This is a genomic window from Sulfurospirillum diekertiae (assembly GCF_002309535.1).
In the GTDB taxonomy this organism is placed as follows: domain Bacteria; phylum Campylobacterota; class Campylobacteria; order Campylobacterales; family Sulfurospirillaceae; genus Sulfurospirillum; species Sulfurospirillum diekertiae.
Genome location: NZ_CP023275.1, coordinates 25646 through 48085, shown reverse-complemented (window position 1 = coordinate 48085; position 22440 = coordinate 25646). Strand labels below are relative to the sequence as shown.

General features: G+C 36.3%; 23 protein-coding genes. 6 read left to right on the top strand and 17 right to left on the bottom strand.

Translation table 11 applies throughout. From position 1 onward, the window contains the following. Nucleotides 1-224 precede the first annotated feature (224 nt). Together SJPD1_RS00255 and SJPD1_RS00250 are read right to left on the bottom strand one after the other, a co-directional pair. Nucleotides 225-1070, bottom strand: a complete 846-nt coding sequence (locus tag SJPD1_RS00255; RefSeq protein WP_168171300.1) for a Fic family protein — start codon at nucleotides 1068-1070, stop codon at nucleotides 225-227. Further along, entirely contained in the window at nucleotides 1054-1293 is a 240-nt protein-coding gene (locus SJPD1_RS00250) for a hypothetical protein (protein ID WP_096045447.1), read from the bottom strand. Before SJPD1_RS00250 ends, SJPD1_RS00255 begins: the two co-directional genes overlap by 17 nt. 96 nt (nucleotides 1294-1389) lie before the next feature. Here SJPD1_RS00250 and SJPD1_RS00245 point away from each other — a divergent pair, with 96 nt between their 5' ends. After that, nucleotides 1390-2655, top strand: coding sequence for a DNA cytosine methyltransferase (locus SJPD1_RS00245; RefSeq protein WP_096045446.1), 1266 nt, complete (start codon nucleotides 1390-1392; stop codon nucleotides 2653-2655). Nucleotides 2656-2676: 21 nt separating this feature from the next. On the opposite strand, the gene SJPD1_RS00240 is transcribed toward SJPD1_RS00245, so the two are convergent. The 9 genes from SJPD1_RS00240 to SJPD1_RS00200 all read right to left on the bottom strand — a co-directional run bounded on the left by SJPD1_RS00240 (nucleotide 2677) and on the right by SJPD1_RS00200 (nucleotide 15062). Beyond that, nucleotides 2677-3168 (bottom strand): hypothetical protein, encoded by a 492-nt coding sequence (locus SJPD1_RS00240; RefSeq protein WP_096047756.1) that lies wholly within the window; start codon nucleotides 3166-3168, stop codon nucleotides 2677-2679. Nucleotides 3169-3179: 11 nt separating this feature from the next. Beyond that, nucleotides 3180-5075, bottom strand: a complete 1896-nt coding sequence (locus SJPD1_RS00235; protein ID WP_096045445.1) for an AIPR family protein — start codon at nucleotides 5073-5075, stop codon at nucleotides 3180-3182. Then, nucleotides 5068-6048 carry a PD-(D/E)XK motif protein gene (locus tag SJPD1_RS00230; RefSeq protein WP_096045444.1) on the bottom strand — a complete coding sequence of 327 codons (981 nt, stop codon included), beginning with the start codon at nucleotides 6046-6048 and terminating at the stop codon, nucleotides 5068-5070. The genes SJPD1_RS00235 and SJPD1_RS00230 overlap by 8 nt, the downstream gene beginning before the upstream one ends. Then, nucleotides 6045-9113 (bottom strand): Z1 domain-containing protein, encoded by a 3069-nt coding sequence (locus tag SJPD1_RS00225; RefSeq protein ID WP_096045443.1) that lies wholly within the window; start codon nucleotides 9111-9113, stop codon nucleotides 6045-6047. Before SJPD1_RS00225 ends, SJPD1_RS00230 begins: the two co-directional genes overlap by 4 nt. Beyond that, on the bottom strand, nucleotides 9106-10521 hold the full coding sequence (locus SJPD1_RS00220; protein ID WP_210394387.1) for an ATP-binding protein: 1416 nt from the start codon (nucleotides 10519-10521) through the stop codon (nucleotides 9106-9108). The genes SJPD1_RS00225 and SJPD1_RS00220 overlap by 8 nt, the downstream gene beginning before the upstream one ends. 268 nt (nucleotides 10522-10789) lie before the next feature. Beyond that, nucleotides 10790-11887, bottom strand: coding sequence for a tyrosine-type recombinase/integrase (locus SJPD1_RS00215; protein ID WP_096045441.1), 1098 nt, complete (start codon nucleotides 11885-11887; stop codon nucleotides 10790-10792). A 316-nt stretch (nucleotides 11888-12203) separates the two neighbouring features. Next, nucleotides 12204-12644, bottom strand: a complete 441-nt coding sequence (locus tag SJPD1_RS00210) for a heme-binding domain-containing protein (RefSeq protein ID WP_096045440.1) — start codon at nucleotides 12642-12644, stop codon at nucleotides 12204-12206. Nucleotides 12645-12710: 66 nt separating this feature from the next. Next, complete coding sequence (locus SJPD1_RS00205; RefSeq protein WP_096045439.1) at nucleotides 12711-14774, bottom strand: molybdopterin oxidoreductase family protein; 2064 nt, start codon at nucleotides 14772-14774, stop codon at nucleotides 12711-12713. A 3-nt stretch (nucleotides 14775-14777) separates the two neighbouring features. Next, nucleotides 14778-15062 carry a hypothetical protein gene (locus SJPD1_RS00200; protein ID WP_096045438.1) on the bottom strand — a complete coding sequence of 95 codons (285 nt, stop codon included), beginning with the start codon at nucleotides 15060-15062 and terminating at the stop codon, nucleotides 14778-14780. A gap of 195 nt (nucleotides 15063-15257) precedes the next feature. On the opposite strand from SJPD1_RS00200, the gene SJPD1_RS00195 reads away from it, so the two are divergent. Then, nucleotides 15258-15824: a YqiA/YcfP family alpha/beta fold hydrolase gene (locus SJPD1_RS00195; RefSeq protein WP_096045437.1), complete on the top strand. Its 567-nt coding sequence runs from the start codon at nucleotides 15258-15260 to the stop codon at nucleotides 15822-15824. On the opposite strand, the gene SJPD1_RS00190 is transcribed toward SJPD1_RS00195, so the two are convergent. The 6 genes from SJPD1_RS00190 to SJPD1_RS00165 are packed head-to-tail and all read right to left on the bottom strand — an operon-like array spanning nucleotide 15790 to nucleotide 19328. Continuing rightward, on the bottom strand, nucleotides 15790-16686 hold the full coding sequence (locus SJPD1_RS00190) for a DMT family transporter (RefSeq protein WP_096045436.1): 897 nt from the start codon (nucleotides 16684-16686) through the stop codon (nucleotides 15790-15792). The genes SJPD1_RS00195 and SJPD1_RS00190 overlap by 35 nt on opposite strands. 36 nt (nucleotides 16687-16722) lie before the next feature. Further along, a complete protein-coding gene (locus tag SJPD1_RS00185) occupies nucleotides 16723-17541 on the bottom strand; it encodes an AraC family transcriptional regulator (RefSeq protein ID WP_226372213.1) in 819 nt (272 codons plus the stop codon). 39 nt (nucleotides 17542-17580) lie between these two features. Beyond that, complete coding sequence (locus SJPD1_RS00180) at nucleotides 17581-17997, bottom strand: hypothetical protein (protein WP_138070091.1); 417 nt, start codon at nucleotides 17995-17997, stop codon at nucleotides 17581-17583. Beyond that, the gene (locus tag SJPD1_RS00175) at nucleotides 17960-18346 is read right to left on the bottom strand and encodes a YbjQ family protein (RefSeq protein WP_096045434.1); all 387 of its coding nucleotides are present in this window, start codon (nucleotides 18344-18346) and stop codon (nucleotides 17960-17962) included. Before SJPD1_RS00175 ends, SJPD1_RS00180 begins: the two co-directional genes overlap by 38 nt. A 35-nt stretch (nucleotides 18347-18381) precedes the next feature. Next, entirely contained in the window at nucleotides 18382-18783 is a 402-nt protein-coding gene (locus SJPD1_RS00170; protein WP_096045433.1) for a YbjQ family protein, read from the bottom strand. 44 nt (nucleotides 18784-18827) lie between these two features. Further along, on the bottom strand, nucleotides 18828-19328 hold the full coding sequence (locus SJPD1_RS00165; protein ID WP_096045432.1) for a DUF6622 family protein: 501 nt from the start codon (nucleotides 19326-19328) through the stop codon (nucleotides 18828-18830). Nucleotides 19329-19395: 67 nt separating this feature from the next. Here SJPD1_RS00165 and amrA point away from each other — a divergent pair, with 67 nt between their 5' ends. The 4 genes from amrA (at nucleotide 19396) to SJPD1_RS00145 (ending at nucleotide 22410) form a co-directional block, all read left to right on the top strand. Then, entirely contained in the window at nucleotides 19396-19938 is a 543-nt protein-coding gene (gene amrA / locus SJPD1_RS00160; protein ID WP_096045431.1) for an AmmeMemoRadiSam system protein A, read from the top strand. Beyond that, nucleotides 19938-20927 carry an AmmeMemoRadiSam system radical SAM enzyme gene (gene amrS / locus SJPD1_RS00155; RefSeq protein WP_096045430.1) on the top strand — a complete coding sequence of 330 codons (990 nt, stop codon included), beginning with the start codon at nucleotides 19938-19940 and terminating at the stop codon, nucleotides 20925-20927. The genes amrA and amrS overlap by 1 nt, the downstream gene beginning before the upstream one ends. Beyond that, nucleotides 20920-21714, top strand: a complete 795-nt coding sequence (gene amrB / locus SJPD1_RS00150; protein WP_096045429.1) for an AmmeMemoRadiSam system protein B — start codon at nucleotides 20920-20922, stop codon at nucleotides 21712-21714. The genes amrS and amrB overlap by 8 nt, the downstream gene beginning before the upstream one ends. An 81-nt stretch (nucleotides 21715-21795) precedes the next feature. Continuing rightward, nucleotides 21796-22410: a class I SAM-dependent DNA methyltransferase gene (locus tag SJPD1_RS00145; RefSeq protein WP_096045428.1), complete on the top strand. Its 615-nt coding sequence runs from the start codon at nucleotides 21796-21798 to the stop codon at nucleotides 22408-22410. Nucleotides 22411-22440: the final 30 nt, after the last annotated feature.

Here is a 22440-nt window from a genome sequence, read left to right as displayed (position 1 = left end):
GATACGCAACACTATGCTGTTTAAGATTTTAAAAGTGGTTTTGTTTGAGGTGGTTAAGGTGATCATCGATCTGATCCGGAGAGAGTACCGGGTTACACACACTGTGAAAAATACCGGCACGGTTTTTTCATCGGTGGGTTTAAGAGGTGCGGTGGTTGATCATTACAATGATCCTTTGTGGCTACGCTCTTGGTATTTCCACTTATTCCCTCGAGAGCGAGCTTCTATCGCTTGTTTTCTATCGGCTCAAGATGATGTCTTATAAGTATCTCGAGGCTATTAATAAACCCTTTAGCAGCGTTTTGACACGCTCTGATCATTGCCTCTTGAGAGACTTGATGGAGAGATAAAACATAACCGGCATTTTGAGCAACGCCTTCCATGAATAAACGCTGCGTTCGTCCATTTCCCTCACGAAATGGATGCAGCAAGTTTAACCCATTAAAGAAGATCGCCATTTCTTGAGCAAATTCTTTATGATCCAAATTCACAAAAAACTTATCATCTTGCAGCGCATCAAAAAGAGCTTTGGATACTTCTGGTAATTTGATCCCTGGGGTGAAGCGTGTCTCACCTTTGACAAAGACACCAGGATATCCCATCTCAAAACGATCTTTTCCGGCAAACGTATAGACATCATCAAAAAGGCGTTTATGAATAGCCTGGAGGTGGTTAAAATCGAAGATCCCCGTAACCGGCATATGTCTTATCGATAATTCTGCGATAAGGGTTAGTTTTTGTTCTTTCAAAAATAAATCTTCTAAGTTTATAGCCTCGACTTTATTCGAGCCTAATAGTTCTTGATCAAAGAGTGGCAGATCGATATTCTTATCTTGGATCCGTGCACGTATGCTTTTGATCTCTGTGATAGCCTCAATACGTGCTTCTTCATAGGATAAATCATTTTTTGCCATACGTACCAATCTATCAATATCATATTTATCTGCAAACATTCCCTCGAGAGCATGATTACCTATCGTGGCTTCTATATTTCGATACTGATCTGGTGTTAATTTGTCCTGGTATTTATTGAGGAGTTTGATACAATCATCTTTACATGTAGGATTCAAGACTGGTGACCTTTGAGGCAATAAAATTGGGAGCATCAATATCCAGGTGAATTAACCCCTCGATCATTTTACCCATGAGCAGATCTTCTACCTCTTTTTTGGTGATATCTCTTAATAAATCTTTTTGCGCGTAATTAATATGAAATCCACAACTATCATCATAACAATAAACCATTTTTTTACCGGCTTTTAACGGCCATGCACATATTGGACAATCAAGCATTTATTAACCCTTAAGGTAGTTTTAATGATGCTACCATGGCAATACTTAAGATTAGCCCTGTTATAATCCAGTCTTAACTAAATATAAGAGGTCAAAGTGGTTGTTCTAGATTTATTTTCAGGTGCTGGAGGCTTATCAGAAGGCTTTTCCCGAGCCAATGCTACCTTCGTAGGACATGTTGAATTGGACCCTTATGCATGTAAAACATTGAAAACTAGAACTGCATATTGGAATCTAAAACAGCAAGGAAAACTCAATATCTATTACGATTATCTTTTAAAAAAAATATCAACAGAGACGCTTTGGGAGAAAGCGAATGTTTTACATTCCGATGATGTAATAAATAAAGAAATTTCAGAATCAACTTTTCCTGAAATAACTTCGCGCATTAAAGCAAATCTCAAAAATAAAAATTTGCAGCATGTCGATGTTATTATTGGAGGTCCTCCATGCCAAGCATATTCTATCATAGGAAGAGCTAGAATGAAGGAATCTGTTAATGCTGATCCAAGAAATTTTTTATATAAATATTATGTCAAATTTCTAACTACCTTTAAACCTAAAATGTTTATTTTTGAAAATGTTCCTGGTTTAAAAAGTGCTGGAAATGGACAGTATTTTAAAGATTTAAAAGCCGCTATTGATAAAGCTGGATATCATATTGAAGAACCCAAAGAGCTCATTGCATCTGACTTTGGGGTATTACAAAATCGCAGAAGAATCATTATTGTAGGTTGGAAAAAAAAGAAAAACATGCAGTATCAGTATCCTGATTTTGAAAAAATAGATACTAATAAATATTTAGTCAATGATCTTCTCAAAGATTTACCTTTACTTGAACCTGGCACAAAGATAGAAGGTAAAAATAAATATATTCAAAATACAAATCCTTATTTAATACAAGCCAATATACGAGAAAAAAATTTCAATATATTAACACAACACGAAACCAGACCTCATAATGAGAGAGATAGGGAAATATACAAAGAAGCAATTTTAGATTGGAATCTTTATAAAAAAAGGCTTTGTTATAAAGAATTGGCTAGTAAAAGACCTGAGCTTATTACCCATAAAAATACGGAATCATTCAGAAATCGATTCAATGTAATTAAAGCTGATGAAAGAGCATCACATACCATTCTTGCCCATATGGCCATGGATGGACACTATTATATTCATCCAGATATTCAACAATTACGTTCATTATCCATACGAGAAGCAGCTAGGTTGCAAAGCTTTCCTGATGATTTCTATTTTGAAGGCCCTAGAACAGCTGCTTTTAGACAAATTGGCAATGCAGTACCTCCCAAGATGGGAGAACAGATTGCAAAAACAATAAAAAAGTTAATTGATAATTTATAGAATGTATTTATGCAAAATTACTTATAAAACTTTTTCATAAATACATTTTGCTTTTTCTTTTAATTTTTTGGAGTATGTTAAATTCCAAGCTTGCATACGGCTATGCCATTTTTTATTTTCCAAAAAATCATTCCACGTTAATTCCAAAATACATTCTAATTCAAAATTATCGTTTAATTTTACAATAATGACATGCTCAAATTTCTGCATTGGTATTTCAAGAGATCCTTGAGATGGTAATCCATAAAAAACTCCCGTTGAACCATGATTGGTCACTGTTTTAATAGAATAACGCTCACCTTTCCTACTAATTGCATCAATATTTTCCGTACTAGGTGGTGCAAATTGAAGATTTGGTAGCTTAGGGTTGTTATTATAAAAATCTAAGGCAATATATTCACCTATTTCACCAGTGATATTCTTTGTTCGAATGATATTTCTCTTTTTCAATTCTTGTATACACTTGCTATAAAGCTCAATAATTTCCGAATGCGTAAGTGTTTCCAAATTCATACAATTATCCACTATTTTACCTTGGCTTGTATTATATATTTCGACATAAGTATTTTATTTTTATCTTCTGACATAAAGAAATCAATCTCTTGACAACGTTTTATACTATCCCATAACTCTATTCTTTTTGAATACTCGCCTAAGTCGTCACTTAATGAATATTTTTTAATTAAGTCATTCATTAATTTCATTAAATTCCACAAAAAGACTGATAAATTTTCATCCACGCCTTCATCTTTCCATATTTTTTGAAAATTAAAGTAATTTTTTTGGATATCAGTATAGAGATAAAGAATAGATAAAGAATATGGAATTACTGCTGATCTAATTTGACCAATGGCGTTATTTCTTGTTCCATAAATTAGCTCCATTTCCTTAAATAGAATAACCTTTGCTATTAAAGCTTCATAATAATCTCTATCTATTGTTGGAGGCATTCTCCCATTATCTTCATCAGGACTAAGGTGCTCTATAAAGTTTCTAAAAATTCGTTCTCCGCCTTTCTTCACTAAGTAAGGCTCTTCACCCCATGCACAATAATATTTTCCAAGTTGTTCTTTAGTAAATCTTCTTTCGCTAGGAAAATCTTTTAAAATCTTATTTTTATTGCTTCGTTCCTTTCTCAAAAGAGTATTAAATTCTCCCTTTGATCTTTCAAAAAACCATTTTCTACCTGCTGGAGTCAATACACTTTCACTAAACATCTTAATTTTAATTAGCTGAGAATTACGCGATCGTAAATCAACATTTGATACTTTGGATTGTGCATTTGAATATTTACTAATATTATCAATAAGTTTTTCAAGATCTTTATCATTTGTCTGTTTTGCAACATTAATTTTTGCCATTACATAGACTTTGCTGACATCCAAATTCTCTTTCTTTGAAAAATAAATAGTTGCGGTTGTCTGTCCACCATTTACAATTTGAAAATCTGTTAATGATTCGATATATAATTTATGTTTCTTTTCATAGGTTTTGACAGCTGTTGCTGTAATGGTAAGACCGTTATTGTATGCTATAAACTTTTCAGGCTCTCTTCGTATAGTTTCTTTTATTCCCTTATTAACACCTCTAAAATCAAGAAAAGATCTAACATTTTTTTCTAAAAGCCTACTACTATACTGTCTATACAAATCTGCGATAATATCTGCTTTTAATACACAAAGATATGAAACAAAACTTTCGTTTTCTGCGGCTTTAATAGCTTCAAGGCCATAGTTAAAGGTCTTTTCAAAATCAATGGTCAATACTTCTCTATAGCCTTTGGAAACCATAACATTGAACAAAAAATTGAGATCTATAAGTTTCTTGAGTATTAAGACCTCTTTTTTCTTTGTCTCTTCTTTACTCTTAAAAGTTCTGATACATTTTTCTTCTTGAAAATAAATACTTCTTGGTTGTATAGTTTTACCTTGATTGGAAACAGCCACAGTTAAAGATATAAGAAAAATTTCAATAACATCAAAATCGTCAAATCCTTCAATAGACTCAAGTTTTGAGGCTAATACTTTTGCTCTATCAGAATCTTGAATGGAATTAAACAACTGACTATTAAAAGCTTTTTTGATCAGCTTCTCAACACGTTTGAATTGATGGTCATAATCAGCCTTTTGTAAAATCAGTAACTTGTCCGGATTCGATGTTTCATCAATAGTACTTTCATCAATAATAAATAATTGTAAGCGCTCTCCAGAATTACTTATAGTATACGCATTTAGTTTTTGACCATTTGATTGATCGTGAAAGTAAGAGTCATTAAAATCTTCAGAATCAATTAATTTTGCATCCAACATTGAAGGTAGGACTTGAGATAATAAATTGCTTTGAACAATAAAGCCATCTTGGTCTTTTGAATCTTCCAGCAAATCTAATCGAAAATTTAAACGTTCTTCAATATCACTCATTCAAAAATGTCCTTTTTGAAACTAAAAAATCATTCAAATAGTCTAAATATAAAGTATATTGAATACTCCCTATTGCCTTTGGCGTATTACTTTTCGTAAGCTTTGGAAACGATTCATCTAAGCAATCATATATTGCAAGTTCCATTACCTCAAACTGAAAATTATCATAAATATGTATATTTTGGCTGGTAATATTTTTTTGCAACAGCACAGTTAAAATAATTGAAAAATCTCCCATTTTGTTGATTACCATATCTTTGACAAGCTCCAATAATCTGCGCAAAGATATGGCATTTTCAGAATTAGTCTCAACAGATATTACGTGCAACTCTAACCCTTTTTGTAATTCATCTTCCAACTGATATTCACTCGAAATTTTTATAGAATTTTTTATGGTTTCTTTTGTTTTTACTTCAATATTTTTATTTTCTAATACAAAATCATGCCCGCAATCATATGGCCCTTTCCATGACATCAATATATCATTTAAATGAGAAGAATCACATTCTTTTATTAATAAAGACAAAATAAAAAGCTCACCATAAAGCCCTTTAATTATATCCAAGGAATGTTTTTCTACTTTCTTATCATCAAAAAATTCACTCCATTTGTAAAACATCGCTATAAAAATTTTAGAATATTTGTCTACATCTGATAATTGATATATATGCTGATAAATTGAGATAATCAGGTCATCAAATAAATCTTCAAATGCTTTGTCAGTTAATTCCAAAACAATAAAATTTGTATCCTTAAAAAAGTACAATGTTAAGTTTTGTTTTATCGATTTTTGAAAATCTACATTATAGTTCTTAGGTAACTCCAATAAAAGACATTTATTTAACGAAGAGTTTAATCCAATACTCATTTCAGGAATTGAAATACCACTGTCAATGCGAATAAATTCAAATTCACTTTTCCCAGAGTATTGAATCTTTTTCCATCTATTTTGCAATTCACTAGATTGAATCATCCTTCAAGTTCCTCTTTTATCTCATTATATTCTTCATCTTCATTATATTCTTCATTTATATCTTTATGAAATAAACTTTCTAAATATGTTCCACCAATATTACTATCAATTTTAGGTATTCCAATAGCATATCCTATTAAAGGGATATTCGTATCTATTGATTTTTTTAATTCATCCAATTCAACAATCGGACCATGTTCATCTGAAAAAATTGATTCTAAATCCATTAGATAAATAAGTAAAATACCTTCTTCATCACTCATCATTCTTCTAAATGCTTTTTCAGGAACACTCGTTTGTTTCACTTTTTCTTCTAATGTTATATCACTAATATTTGGATATTTTTCCTTTAACTCTTTCCGAAGTTGGTCTTTAAATTCTTTGTTAGCTTGTTTTATCTGAGCATCATTTAGGCGTATCTGCATATCTTGACCACCACCTAAAATGTTAGAAGATCCACCGCCAGCCGCAAATATATGTTCATTCTTGAGCATATCGTGCCATTTCTTAGAAGTTGAACTTTTTCTTTCTGCTTTACGAATCTCAATTGGTAAGCCTGATACATTACTTTTTAAAACTCCTCCATGACCTGTGACTTTAATAACTATCGACCATTTATTTAATTTATTCTCTTTTGAACAAAGTTTTATATACTCTTTGATTCCAGATAAATCATTATTTCTTTCATAAAAACTATTGGGTAAATTTAAAAAATCGAATAGTTTATCGATAGTTTCAGGTTGATATTCTAAAAATTCCGGCTTATTTTCTTCATTATATTTAATTTCAAAATGAATGTCTGGCGAAGAAATATGTGATACAAAAGCTTCCCAAGCCTCATTGATTTTCTTGTTATCAATATGAAATTTTGTGAATTGTTTCAGATGATCCGAATATGACCATTTAATTTCTTTAGCATTTTTTAATATATCGCCTCTTGTAATCTGAATCACTCCAGGATGACTTAATACTCGTAACGCAAAATTTGCAGGTGTATTATTTGGATCTCGATTCATTTCAATAAATTTATCTTCAAGATCTTCAATAGTAGCTGTTGTTTGATCAAATTTTTCTATTCCATCTTGAGTTACAAACACTTTACAACAATCTATGTAGCCAGGACGATAGCCAAACCATCTTCCCATTTGAAGTAATGTATCAGCGAAGTTTGTATTTCGTATGAAATAATTTATTGTTAAACCTTCAAGTGTAAACCCTCTAGATAGTCTATTTCCCCCTATAGCAATATACTTTTTTGGTTTATCTTCTGGATAATCCAATTTATCTTTTGTTTCACTATTGATAGCTTTTACTTCAATATCACTGATCGCTTTATAAAGTAATGGTTTAATATCATGAAATGTTCTTGGAGTTAAAAAATCATCCTCATAATCATCTGGTAAATATGTTCTAATATTTTCCATAATATAAGCATAATATTTATTCCAAATTTTTTCAAAATCTACATAAATTCCTTTTTTATCAGAAGGAGAATCATTTTCCAAAGCACTTGTAAGTTCATTAACATATTTATCTACATTTTCTTTTGTACGAGTCTGCCATGGTGTAAATCTAGATATGTGAATCAGCATGGTATTATGCGGCTGAAAAAGTTTTGATTGAAACATTTCTTTTTCTCTGCTAGTTCTAATGGCAGTAGATATTACAAAACATTTTATTGCATCTTTTAAAGAATCTGGAAGTTGATCTCTTTTTGGAAAGCCATCATCTCTTTTTGTTGCTCTAGTACCTTTGCCTATTTTTTTTGTGGGCTGCATATCATTAATTGTTATGCGATCCGGGAAATAATCCAAATAATCATTAATAGCGGAAGGAATTAGTGGATCAATTTTTTTAATCTTATTTAAGCGTGTTTCAAAAAAGTGCTTTGCTCCAATGTAATTATCTGGAGGAAAAAGTAGCTCTATAAAATCTTTTGGGAATAAGCTTCCTTCTTGTTCAAATGATTTAATTTCACCATTCTCTTTTATTTCCAGTTTTTCTTTTGGCTTCTCATTTCTATCTTGTAATACATTTGCAAAAGGAGTAGCTGTATAGCCTAAATACGTTTTTTTATTAAATAATGCAAGTAATGCTCGTATTTGACCATTGATAATAGAAGCATACTCAATACCTTTATGTCCTAGGTTATTCAAAGAAGCATTATCTGCTTCATCATCAATAATCAAAAAGGGAATATCGATTTTATCTTTGTTCTCATTTAAATATTTATCTAGCCAGAGTAAGAGATTTTTAAGTACTCCAGTATTTTTTTTACATACTAAAATATTTTTATGATTTAAATCGAAATCTGCTTCTTTCATATTTTTCTTAAAATCAGTTTTGGCTGATGTAGGAATGCAAACTTGATTTACCTCTGGATGACTTCCCCTTGTTCCAAAGGAAGACACTTTACCTACGCCATTCCATTCTCCACCTATATTAGTTCCAACTACTTCTTTTTCAATTCTCTTTTGGGTTTGTTCCCGTAAATCTTCCATAATTCCTGATAAAACAATTATTAAATCATATCCCACATCTAAAGCACTATTTATAACTGCATTAAAATTCGCTGTTTTACCAGATTGTACACTGCCAACGACCAATCCTCTTGTAAAATATGGATTTTCTGAATGTGGATCACCTAATTTTTTAATTATTTCCTGACTTGATCTAGCTGTTTCTTGAATATATAATTCTGATCTCTCTAAATTTTTCAAATATTTTAAATACCTAGCTCTGTAAGTAATGATTTCATCATTATTCCACCCAAGACTTTTGATACGCTCATCTGTTAACCATTTTTTGTTTCTTGTTTCTTGTGTACTAATCGAAATACTCGGGGTCATTCCCTGTTTGTTACGATGTTTTGCTTCTTTTATTGCTATTGCATATAAATCATCGAACTTTTCATCATTAAAAAAAGGAGTGCTTTGCCTAACTTGTGCTTTGAGCTCTTCAGAGCTAAAAAATTGAAATGTCAAAACCTTGTTTTCTTTTAATTTTTTATCTACTTCTATATCAATAAATGTATTAAGTAAGTCAATATAAGTTCTGTTAGTCATCTAATGCCTTTAGTATATGATCCGGATAAGAATTAATTTGATAGCCTAAAGTTGGTAAAATATCTTTTTTAATTATTGATGATTTAATACCATGTGCCTTTAAATTTTTTATGGTTTCGAACAGGTCTTCTTCTGAAAAGTTGTTTTCATTTTCTAGACTTAAGAAAACTTTATCTTCATGAGTTTGTCTTATCTGATTAATTTGCGTATTAATTATTTTGACAAATGCTTTTAAGTGTGCTTTGCCAGATATTGTGAGTTCATCATTTAACATTTGACATATAGGAAATTCATCATTTATCTCAAGAAGTATGCCTTTGTTAGATGGTCTTCTTATAAATGGACTTGCTGATTTCTCTGTTTGTTTTGGATATGTTTTTGTTGTACGATTATAAAATTCTTTGATGGCTTCTTGTGTTAAATCATTTATATAATTTTCAAATGCATCTTTCAACTCATGGGGTACAATGACTTGCGATTTCGCAACATTTAAATGAAGTAAATGATCGACACTATTTCCAATTTCTACTCTTAGCCTCGCTAGTTGAAGTCTCGAAGCTTTCTTTATTAAACCATTCCATCCACCAAATAGAATAATTCTATTAGCCCTATAAATATAGATTCCTTCCATATCTTGCAAGCTTCTATGTTTTGTAGTCCATAGAGATTGATTGCTCTCTTTTGTTTCTTCAATACTTCTAGAAGGCAATACAAAACCTTCCAATTTAATTGCATCAGAACCAAATTTCTTTTGTTTGAATTCGACTGCTCTAAAATCATTTTCATCGATTGGAAATGGATTAAATGGCTTAAGAAGAGCATTATTTACACGAATTTGAAGTTTTTTGCTTTTTCTTTCCATAAAGCGATGAAAAACAAGTGACAAATGATCTGTAGCTACTTCCGTTATCTCCCGATTTAGAGCTTTTCGTCTATTTTCCTCTTCCAAATACTCTTCAAACTTATATAAGCCATACCAGACGACTATTACGTTTGGAATATAGTCTTCAAAGGCATTATAATGTTCATTACTTTGAATTTTATAATCATAAAGAATATTTTCTATCTCTTTTTCTGAATTAACTACAATCCGCCATTTATTGTTTTTCAGTTCATTCAAATCCCACGTTCTTCCTGAAAACTTCTCCGTGCCTTTCAGTCTAGAAATAACTGTAAATTTTCTTGTTTGTGAGAAAGAAGCTGTTTTCATACCTAGGCCAAAACGTCCTAAATCAGATTTCTGGCGAATTTCATCCGGTGAATTGCTGGGAAAGTGCATACAAGCTTTTAAAGTTTCTTCATCCATTCCATTTCCATCATCTGCGAGGAATAAGGTAAATGGCTCTCGATCAGTTTTAATTAATATTTCTATTCTCTGTGCATCAGCAGATATAGAATTATCAATCAAATCAGCGAGTGCTGACTCTAAACTATAGCCTTGCTCTGCAATAGATTTTATTAAAAATTCAGGATTAGGAGTTACATCTTCATAACTTATTGTAGTACCCTCGAATTGACATTCAGACCTATAGAGAGAAATTCTACAATAATTCAGAGATTAAATAATACAAATATTGATAAAATATATTAAATTAATTCTATATTGTATTTTATTGAGAATATTTTCTATATAGATCTTCATTGCATACCTTGGTAATTTAATATCTTAAATGTTTTTATGCAAGTAATTTTAAGACAAATTCTTTTCCACTCTCTGGACTTAATTTAGCATAACGAAGTGTTGTCTTTATATCCTGGTGATTCATAAGCTTTTGAATCGTAAATATTGGTGTTCCTTGAATGGCTAGTAAGCTTGCAAACGTATGTCTCAAGGTATGGATAACGACTCGATTTTTTCTATCATTTTTGTCTAAATCTGCATTAAAAAGATCTGCAAAAATATTTGATAATTGTCTTCTGAGTGTACGTACCGGCATTGTGATCAACTTATCGTTTGGTTTTAGATCCTTACAGTATTCATTTACATAACTTGTGAGATCGTCATTGATAAATCCACGATATGAAGAGGCGTTTTTATGATCCTTTAGCGCAATTATTTTATTGGTGAAGTCGATATCTTTTTTGCATATACTCAGAATCGTCTCTAATCGCCCTCCAGTACTCAAACTCAAACGCACGAATAATCTTAGTAAGGGTTCATCTTCAACGGCCTCTAAGAGCCTCTGGCACTCTTCTTTTGTTAAATATCGATCTCGAGCATTATCGACTTTTAATTGCTTGAGCTTTTTTGTGGGATTATGAACAGCCGTTGATAGTTTATTTTCGATTGCGTAATTGACAATGGCATGTAAAAGGTTGATCGTGAAATTAATCGTGGCTGCTGCATACTCTTTTTTCACCAGGCTCTCTTGCAGTCCTCTTACTTCCTCAAGCCCAATTAAATCAATCTCCATCTTCCCCAGGACGGGAGCGATCCAATTATTATATTTTGATTGCGTATGAGCATTATCTTTATTTTGCATCTCACGTTCTTTGAAAAACTTTTCGGCCGCAATATCTAACGTGATGATGTGCTTTTTCTTTTTAATGGCTATTGCTGGAAGATCTTCGCCTAAACGTTGCTTTGTAATAATCTCATTACGCTTTTGATTACAGTAGTTTGCACGTACGCCTTCGCTTTCTTTGCCGATCTTTGTCTCAACGGTTTTATTATGAGTGTCTTTAAAAACGATATAATATGTCTTATCAGGCTTACCATTCGTGACAGCTTCACGATAAAAAACACCTTGATATTTAGTTTTAATGCGGCTCATTATTCCAACCTATTTCCAACATAAATTTATATTTTATTGGAATAATAACATATTATTGGAAATTGAGAAAGTTATCTTAAAGCCTAAAATAGGCTATTTTGATGATTATTTTACAAAATGTATAATATAGAAAATTTATGCCTTTTAAATCCCTCTCTCCCGGCCACTTCTTTAAAAATTCCTAAATTATGAGATTCTCAAAGCCTAATTTTTTCTACTGTGACCAAATTATGTCCAACAGTTCAATTTGGATCGAAGAGAAAGGTTGTTTTCTTCCTGTTTTTATCATCTATACTATTAAAATATTCTTTGTAAATTATGATTTTTTGAGTTGTTCTAGTTGCTGATCAAAAAACTCTTCGAGTATTTTTTTATCTTTTGCATCTAAATGTGCTTTGGGGTGCATGAGCTCATAGCTTCCCTTTGGCATTAAACCATTAGAAATCAGCTGTTTTGCGCGTTTGATTCTTGTTATTCTTGTATCAGCATTTGTATCTGCCCATGTGGAAAAATTGAGCGCTCTTCGTCCATTGTCAATATGTGCGGCCATCACCCAAGAGACAGGGGCGACGTTATGGTACCATGGGTACTGAACCTCATTGGAATGACAATCAAAACATGCATTTTTGAGAACGACCATGACCTTTTCATCCGCTTGAAGTGCAATCTTTTCATCCACTTTTGGGTTGTTAAAATTTGGTCTCATAAATTGAATAACCATCAATATTCCTACTACCCCAAAGAGTATCTTTTTCATCAAATAATACCTTTATATTAATATGACACTATTTTAACACATTAGTTTAAACAAAAGCCTGACTCCCTAAACGTTTACTACTTCCACTTTGATGGATTTAAATGCTGCCGTTAAAATCAGTTCATCACATCTGTCGCCAAAGAGGTTATTGATACGTGAACTTGCATGATGAAACGTGCAGAAAAGCGTTTTGGGTTGAACTTTGTCTGTCAATTTGACTGTCAGTGGCGCGCTTTGCCCGTATGGCGTTTTTAAAATCACTTTTTCACTGCTAAAATCAGCCGCATCGTTTTCATTGACCCATAAAATGGTTTCATCGTAACGTTTGTTGAGTTTTTCACAACGACTGGTTTGAGAAGCATTATTGTATTGGGCAAGTGTTCTTCCTGTAGTCAGGTGGTATCCTAAAAGTCGCTTTTCACTCAGTTCTTGAACCATTCCTCTGAGTTCGTATTGGTGGTAATGAAATCTGCCATACCCATCTTCTGTTCGAAAGTCCAGTTGATGCAATACGGGGGTATCCTCGGTATGCACAGGCCATTGGAGTCCACGAACACGGTGACGTTCAAGTCGGTTGTAGCTTGCCCCTGAAAAACGTCTATACGCTACTTCACGCACTTCATCCCAAATCTGCTTAGAATCTTCGTACCTGTAACTTCCACCTAGCTTATTGTCGATCATCTGAATCACTTCCCAATCATCGGGCAAGTCCGATTTCACGAGAGGTTGCGAAAGATGTAGCCGTCGCATCGCATTGACATAAACACCTGTTTTTTCATACGCTGATTTTACTCCCACGACAATGTCTGCACGCTTTGCAATTTCTGTCATAAACAGCTCTTGGACGAAAATAAAATCCAGAGTATCGAGTGCGGCATTAATTTTATTGCTATTAGGATGTACATGCGTTAGGTCTTCACCCATGTTGATCACCGCTTTAATGCGTCCTTCAAACATTGCTTCCACGAGTTGTGGTGTCATCAATCCGATCTCTTTAGGCTCTTGATAATCAGGGTCGTAGTAAGGTAACATTCCCATATCGCACGCCCCTTGGACATTGTTTTGTCCGCGAAGCGGCATCAAGCCTGCACCCACTTTTCCGATGTTGCCTGTCATTAATGCAAGGTGTGTGATTGCCGTGACCGCATACGAGCCATCAATGTGCTCGGTAATGCCAAGTCCCCAGAAAATCATCGACTTTTTCAGAGCATATTCACGTGCGACTTTTGGAATCAATTTACTTAAGTGTTCATAACCCTCAATATTTTCAAAATACTTTGGATTGGCAAAAGGGTCACTCAATATTTTCTCTTTAAAAGCGTCAAATCCAAGCGTACGATCTTTCAAAAAATCCTCATCATAAAGCTCTTCAGAAATAATCACATAGGCCATCATGTTTAAAACGAGTAAATTTGCTTCATGAGGAATAATGCCTTTGTACTTTGCAAAGCGGTGCAGGGTAATTTCGCGAACATCAAATACTGCCAAATTATCGTGCTTGGTCGCCATATCGACGATGCGGTTGGAGATAATGGGATGCGCTTCAGTGGTATTGGAGCCAATCACAATCATAAATTCTGTTTGATAAATATCGTTGTACGGATTGGTCGCCGCACCTTCACCGATGGTCGTGCGCATCCCTTTGAGGCTTGGAGAGTGGCAAATACGCGCACAGTTATCGACATGGGGAGAGTTCAGTGTATGGCGAGTAAATTTTTGAAGCAGGTAAGAGCTTTCACACGAGGTTCGCGCCCCTCCGATGGAACAGACACTTTTTTGACCGTATTTTTTTTGAATCTCGTGAAGTTTCATTGCTGCTGCAGTCGTTGCTGCGTCCAGTGTGGTTTCAACCCATTCTTCATCCAACTCTTTTACATGTAAAGCGATTGCTTCGTAAATGGCAGGATTTTTCGCTAGAAAACTTTTACGAATACGTGGAATTCGAAGACGATCGGGAGCATTCACAAACTCAAAACCGTATTTGCCTTTGATGCACAATTTTCCCTCAGACACCACACCATCGGGATGAGCAAAAATGCTTTGAATCGTATTGTCTTTAACATTGGCGGCGATATCACATCCCACTCCACAATAGGTACAAACGCTGTCTATGACTTCCATCTGCTCCATGTTTTATTCACCTTTAGTATAGAAAAAGTCTCCGTGAACGGATTCATTTTTGATTTTTTTAATGGCACTTGCTTTGAGCGCATCGTAACGTACCGTGTCTATTTTTTGCTCGCTCATCAACGTTTCTTTGTCTTTGCCTAGGACTTCTGCATTTAAGACTTCACACTCTTTTTTGGTCAATCGTTTCTTAAGCAGAAGGGCGAGTTCTTCATCACTTTTCGTAAGTGTACGCGTCTCGCCCATGACCATCACAATGATTTTTCGAGCCTCTAATTCTTGTAATTTCATCATACCCTCTTTTAATAATTGCGCGTATTATAGCCTAACGAAACTTTTGCTATACTCCATTTAGGAGAGTTCTTCGTAGAACTCTACACACGTTTTCAAAGCAAAGCTTCGAAAACTACGTTAACACTTGGTTTTGTTCGGCACAAAGCCCTCGCACTTTTTGTGCTCAATTTATTTGTTACATAAAGGTTCACCATGATTATTTACATTCACGGATTTGGCTCTAGCGGAGAAGCCAGTAAAGCGAAACTGCTTCGTGCGTATTGCCAAAAAGAAGGTATCCGTTTTATTGCACCATCCCTGCCTACCATTCCCGATCTTGCGATTAAAACACTCAGCGAATTGATCGAGTCGTATCAAGAGCCTGTGTATCTAATGGGTTCATCTTTGGGCGGCTATTATGCGCTTTATCTCAGCGACAAGTACAACCTTAAAGCCGTGCTCATCAATCCTGCGGTTAATGCTCCCGAAACATTAGAGCGCGCCATTGGACAGGGGGTGAATTATTATGACAACTCAACGTATGAATGGAACGAGTCGCACCTTGAAATGTTGGAAAGCTATGAGATCGAAGAACCTAATCTTGAAAACCTGCTTGTATTGCTTCAAAAAAGCGATGAGGTGTTGGACTATGAAGAAGCATGTGACTTTTTAGAGGGCGCGAAGATGGTCGTAGAAGAGGGTGGCAATCACAGTTTTGAAGGACTGGATCGCCACTTGGAGAGCATTAAACGCTTTTTCGGCGTCGCTTTAAAATTGTAATATTGTTGAGTAACTTGACCGCATAAAGTGTTAAAACTGTTCCAATAATAATGAAGAGATCGACTTTTTCACCTAAGAAAACGGCACTTAAAATGATCGCCGAAAACGGTACCAAAAAGACGAACGAGCTCACCTCGGCAGCGCCTAATTTTTCAATACCTAAGAAAAAGATCGTATTGGCAAAAGTGGAGGCTGCGAGGGAGATCAACAGCGTATTCAGCCAAAAAATACCATCAAATGAGCCAAACGGTATCGTGCTCACATCCACAAACAAAACCCAATCCAGAACAACCGTGACAATATACATGTAAAAGGTAAAAACAATCGGTGAGATCTTTGTTGACTTCGAGCTGACAATCGTCAAAACTGCCCATAAAATGGCGGCTAATAAAAAGTATAGATTGTGAATCACTAAAATATGCGCTAAATCAAACGTCCAAATATGCAGCATCGTTAAAACACCCACCGCACCCAAACCCAATGCAAACAGGTCTTTAGAACTCACTTTTTTGGTGCCCAATAACGCTAAAAAAATAAACGTTAAAATAGGAATCATCGTCGTTACCATCGCCCCACCCAAAGAAGCGGTACCAAACTTAGTGCCAAGATAGTAGTATTTGTTGTAAAAAATCAACGCTAACGCCGCCAATACGACCAAACCAAAGCTCTTAAGGTCGATTTTGAACGAGTGTTTCAGCCACACAATGATGGGAACCATCGTAATCGCCGTGATGCCAAAGCGCAAAAAGATCATCTCAAAAGCGCTCACATAGTGTCCTAAAACTTTGACATTGACCCACGAACCACCCCATGCGACCATTGCAAGAAAAAGTAAAAAAAAGAAAATATTTTTGTTTCCCATAAAAACTCCTTGTCGCGAAGTTTACACAATTTCAGATTATTTATATAGAATAAAATTGCTTTTTTGAAGCAGTGTCTTGGGAGAGTAACCGTAAATTTTACGAAAGGAGCGGATAAAATGCGACTGATCGCTAAAACCTGCCTGCAATGCAACTTGAGAAAGTGACTCACCTTTAATCACAAGTGTTTTAGCTTTGCATACGCGCCCAGCGATGATGTATTGATGCGGTGTCAATCCTGTATGGTTTTTAAAAAGCCTTAAAAAATGATATTTACTCACATGCGCCGTTGAGGCGAGGGCGTCTAAAGTGATGTCTGATCCAAGGTTGTCATGAATGTAATCTATAACCACAGACATCGCTTTAGGATCTTTACATGTAAACAGATACGACGTGGCTTTTTGCGCGTAATGCGCTATAAGATAAGAGAGGGCATCAATGAGCTTAGACTCCGAATGCATCGGCTCTTCATTGGCATAAATAGTGTGAAAAAAAGCGGCTAACTTCGTATAGAGTTCAGCATCTTCAATGATATGTTGCTCAAAAATCGGTATCTTCTTCTCGCCGTACATCTGCTCATAAAGCGTACTTAAAAGCTCCACACTGGGATAGAAATTGGTGTATTTCCATGCATACGAATCGCCGCCATGAATTTCACCCGGATTGATAATCCGAGTAGTGCGTTCATATGCGGAAATTATTTGACGCTCATGATGCGACTTAAACATGCCCTCATGCGTGATTCCAATCGCGTAGGTGTCGTGAAAATGAGATGAAAAGGTATTGGTCGAATGAGCGATATTTTCAAACGCAGTATCATTCAATAAAGAAGGTTTCATGGCAAAAGTATAACGCAATTTTGCACGTCATAATAGAACAAAATTGCGCATATTTTTTTAGTATGAAGGCAACTCACATTGGCGCGCTTGCGCTATGCGAAGTAAACGCTCTCTTGCCTGATCACTTTCTTGATAATCTTTGCTCGAAGCTGGATTATCGCTAATCAAAAACATTGCCGGTGAGAAAACAGTAATGCCCGTCAATCCTTTGGATTGATTATCAGCTTGCATGCTCATCACATCTTTTTCAAGCTCTTTAAGATGTTCACGTGTATGCGTCAACGCTAGTGTCAGATCTTTGCAATCTAGTTGATACTCCGCAGATTCCATATCGCTTGGTAACAACCTCATGGACGGTGGCAAATGACTCATATCAGGCGGTAAATCCCTCGCAGAATGTGCACACCCAACACACAACAACCCTATACAAACAAGACTAATTACTTGTAAATTGAATTGCTCGACCTTTGCCATCCAAACTTCCCCAACTAAGTGCTGAAATACCAACCGTTCCGTAACGGACATAAATGACAGCATCTGCACCGAGTTTTGCTGCTTCCTCTTTGAGCTTCGCATCAATCATCTCTTTGGTGGGTTCTGGATGAAAAATAGTTGTTTTGTTGACAGTGACCGCAAGATCACCCAGTGAAACATACGGACGATTTGTCATATCTCCTTCTGTTAATTGAACCTGATCAGGAGAAACCTGTTTGATTTCTTTAATCGCTGTATTGGGATTGGTCACTTGGGTTTGAGACCACGTAGCACATCCCGATAATAAAAAACTCACAACCATACTGCCCACTACAAATCTGAAAGACATTCTTACTCCTTTTAGTAAAGTTTGATGGTAGAAGATTAGTAGCGTGTAAATTTGACCGCTTGCGCTTTGCCTTCGATGCCGCTCACGCGATTCCATGAAGCACCCAGTTTCGTGTAACGTACGTAGATCAGTGCGTCAGCTCCTTTTTTGGCAGCTTCTTCTTTCAGTTTTGCCTCGACTTGCTCTTGGGTTGGCTCTTCACCCCATGGATTGAGTTTGCTCAGCGTTACACTCACTTCACCAAGTCCGGCATAGGGTCGATCGGTAATGTCAAGATCATAGAGAAGCACTTGTGTAGGTAGCGTGATTTTAACCTCTGACGTGACAGGAGCAGGCGTTTCAGGTGCTTTTTGACTCCAAAAATTGAAGTTCAAACCGATGGTAGAACATCCTGAAAAAAAGCCTAAACATATTAACATTGCTACCCATTGTTTCATCGTTCACTCCTTAAAAATTAGACAAAGTTTACCATAAAAAAAGATTAGATCGTTTTTACATGTAAGCTTTTAATCTTCCACAAAATAACCATGCGCACTAAGAAAATACCGCTGAGTAGCCCAAAGCACAAACTAACACTCAAAATAAACCATGGCTCAGTGACAATGGCTAATTCTCTGGCAAGTGCTACACCTACTGCAAATTTAAGCCAAAAAATGACCATCATCAGAGTCAACCAAAGCCAACTTCCTTTGATCGCAAAAGCGTTATATTCTGCCATAAAAACCACATTGTAAAAAGCTCTTATACGAATTCCCAGTGCCATCATCACCATCATTCCTACACTCCACGCCACAATCCCAAGACTCATGCCAAATGCGGAGGCAACGCCGTATATGGAGAAAATTATCATCATGCAAGGCAATATAAACGCACGCACATAAGAAACCTTACGATCACGACTTTGCATCCAGCCTAATATGAGTAACACACCAAAGAGCAGAAAAACCCATACGGGAGTATGCGCTAAAATTGCCAGTACCATGACGATTCCTTTTTGTATAACCTATCAGCCATTTTATCATATAATACACTTTCGTAAAGGAGGCGCCGTGCAAAACGTACTCTTAGAAATTGCCAAACAGGCGATCAGTGACAGCTTTAACCATACATCCACTTTGAATCCAAAAGCTTTAGTACAAGCACATCCTGAATTTTCAACTCCTAAAGCTACGTTTGTCACACTCACCCTTGATGGTCAACTGCGTGGCTGTATCGGCTCACTCATAGCCCATAGACCTCTTCTAGATGACCTCATACATAACGCCAAAGCAGCTGCTTTTGATGATCCACGTTTCTATCCGCTCAGCCCCGAAGAGTTTTTACATGTAAAGATTGAAATCTCTCTTTTGAGTGAACCCCAACCCATCCTATATGAAAATACCAATGACCTCAAAAGCAAAGTTACGGTGGGAATGGATGGTATTATTCTTCAAAAAGGGTCTCGAAAAGCAACCTTTTTACCCCAAGTTTGGGAACAACTGCCAACCTTTGAACTCTTTTTTTCACATCTATGCCAAAAAGCGGGGTTAGCACCTGATTGCTTGGAAAGCCATCCTGAGATTTGGTATTACAGGGTTGAGAAGGTGAAATAATGCACTATTTTAAGACTGAAGGTTCACGTCTGGTTTGCTTACTCTGTGCGCACTACTGTCATCTTAAAGAGGGACAAATAGGCATCTGCGGTGTCAATCAACATGTCGATGGAACTATCAAAAATCTGGTGTATGGACATCCCGTAGCCATGCACATTGACCCTGTGGAGAAAAAACCGCTCTACCACTTTTTGCCCGACACCAGAGCCTTTTCGATCGGAACGATTGGTTGTAATTTCAAATGTCCTTTTTGTCAAAACTGGAGTATTTCGCAAGAAAAATCTTTACATGTAAAAGAGTATTTTGCCCCTCAACAGATTATCGAAATGGCACTCAAATACGAATGTGCCTCCATCGCCTACACGTATAACGAACCCACCATCTTCTATCCCTATGCTAAAGATATCGCGATTTTGGCTCATGAAAAAGGAATGAAAAATATCTTCGTTACCAATGGTTTTGAATCCAGCGAAGTGATTGATGATATGGTAGGCATCATTGATGCGGCAAATATTGATCTCAAATCCTTCAACCATGACTACTACAAAAAAGAGCTCGGAGGAGGGCTTGAAACCATCTTGGAAAATCTCAAGCATTTCAAGCGTAATGGCATCTGGATCGAGGTTACCACACTTATCGTCCCCACCAAAAATGACTCCGATGAAGAATTGAATTCTATTGCTTCCTTCATTGCCAAAGAGCTTGGTGTTGAGACACCATGGCATATCAGTGCTTTTCATCCTGACTACCATGAGCAAGGGCTCCCTTCGACCTCTGTTGAAACACTTAAACGTGCTGAAGCCATCGGCCGAAAAGCTGGACTTAAACACATTTACATTGGCAATGTCGGACTTGAAAACCCTACAAGATGCGTTACATGTAATGCTGTTTTGATCACACGAAAACGCTTTGAAGTGATGGAAAACTATCTCGTGGATGGATGCTGTCCAAAATGCAATACCAAACTCACAGGAGTTTTTGATGAATAAACACCGCAAAGCTGCTGTAGCTGGGATGTTTTACCCTGACGTCTGCAGTGAAATAAAACACATGTTCGATCATTTTGATAAAGCGATGCCCAACATAGCACTCGATGTTATACCCCGTGCGCTCATTGTCCCTCATGCGGGCTACATCTACAGTGGCTATACCGCCAATCTTGCTTACCACTATACCGCATCCAAATGCTCCGATGTTGAACGTGTGGTTGTCATTGGTCCTAGTCACCGCATCTACGTAGCAGGGGCTTCCATTGCCCTTTTAGAGGCATACCATACACCGTGTGGCGAAATAGAAATCGACTTAGCATTCAGTTATGCCCTTAAGCGAAAATTTGCCTTTTTAGACTTTCACCCTATGGCGCATGAGGAACACTCCACCGAAGTGCAAATGCCTTTTATTCGACAGTATTTCAAACACGCCAAAGTCGTTGAAATCGTCTATGGAGACATCTCTCACAGTGAGCTCTCAACACTCATCGACGAAGTGCTAAGCGATGAAAAAACACTGGTGGTTATCAGCACCGATCTCAGCCATTTTTACACGGAAGAGGAAGCCAATAAGCTCGATCATACATGCATAGAAGCGATTTCGCATCTTGACCTTCATGCGCTCTCTCATGGCTGTGAAGCGTGCGGTATAACCGGTGTTAAAGCGATGGTTCAAAGCGCACTTTCACACAACTTTCAAGCCCATTTTTTAGACTACCGAACCAGTTATGCGCACAGTAAAGACGCAAGTCGTGTGGTGGGATACACGTCATTTGTAATTGGTTAAAAAGTAGATGCTAATTGCTTAGGTTAATTTTTTTGCTGTTAGGGGTGTGCTATACTTTCTCATCTATTCAAAAGGCTACCTATGCAACCCTCCAAAGATTATTTTCATGAAAAATCAAAAACATATGAAAAAGAAGTTACACGAACCAACAACGTCAAAAACATCGGTGAAGCTATTTTAGAGAGGCTTACTTACGATAAAGCAACAACCCATATGATGGACTTTGGCTCAGGTACAGGGCTTTTGACAGAACAGATCGCACCGTTTGTGCGCAAAATGACGACCATCGACATCTCGCCCTCGATGAACGAGGCGCTCCGTGCCAAAAAAGAGCAACTGCCGTGTGAACTTGAGATGCTTGAAATCGACTTGGTCAGTACGGAGGTTGATGCAACCTTTGATGGTATCATCTCTTCCATGACCATTCATCACGTCGAAGATGTGCAAGCGCTTTTTCACACATTTTACCGTTTGCTCAATCATGGCGGAACCATCGCTTTAGCGGATTTGGACAAAGAAGATGGTACATTTCACACCGAAGACATGGGCGTGTTTCACTTTGGATTTGACCAAGAAGAGTTTGCCACGTGGGCGCAAAAAGCAGGCTTTGACGATGTGAACATTGAAATTGTTAGTGTGGCGAAAAAGCCGTATGGCGATTACCCCATCTTTTTATTGACAGGGCGCAAACACTAGGATTTTCCTAGGAAAATCTTTACATGTAAA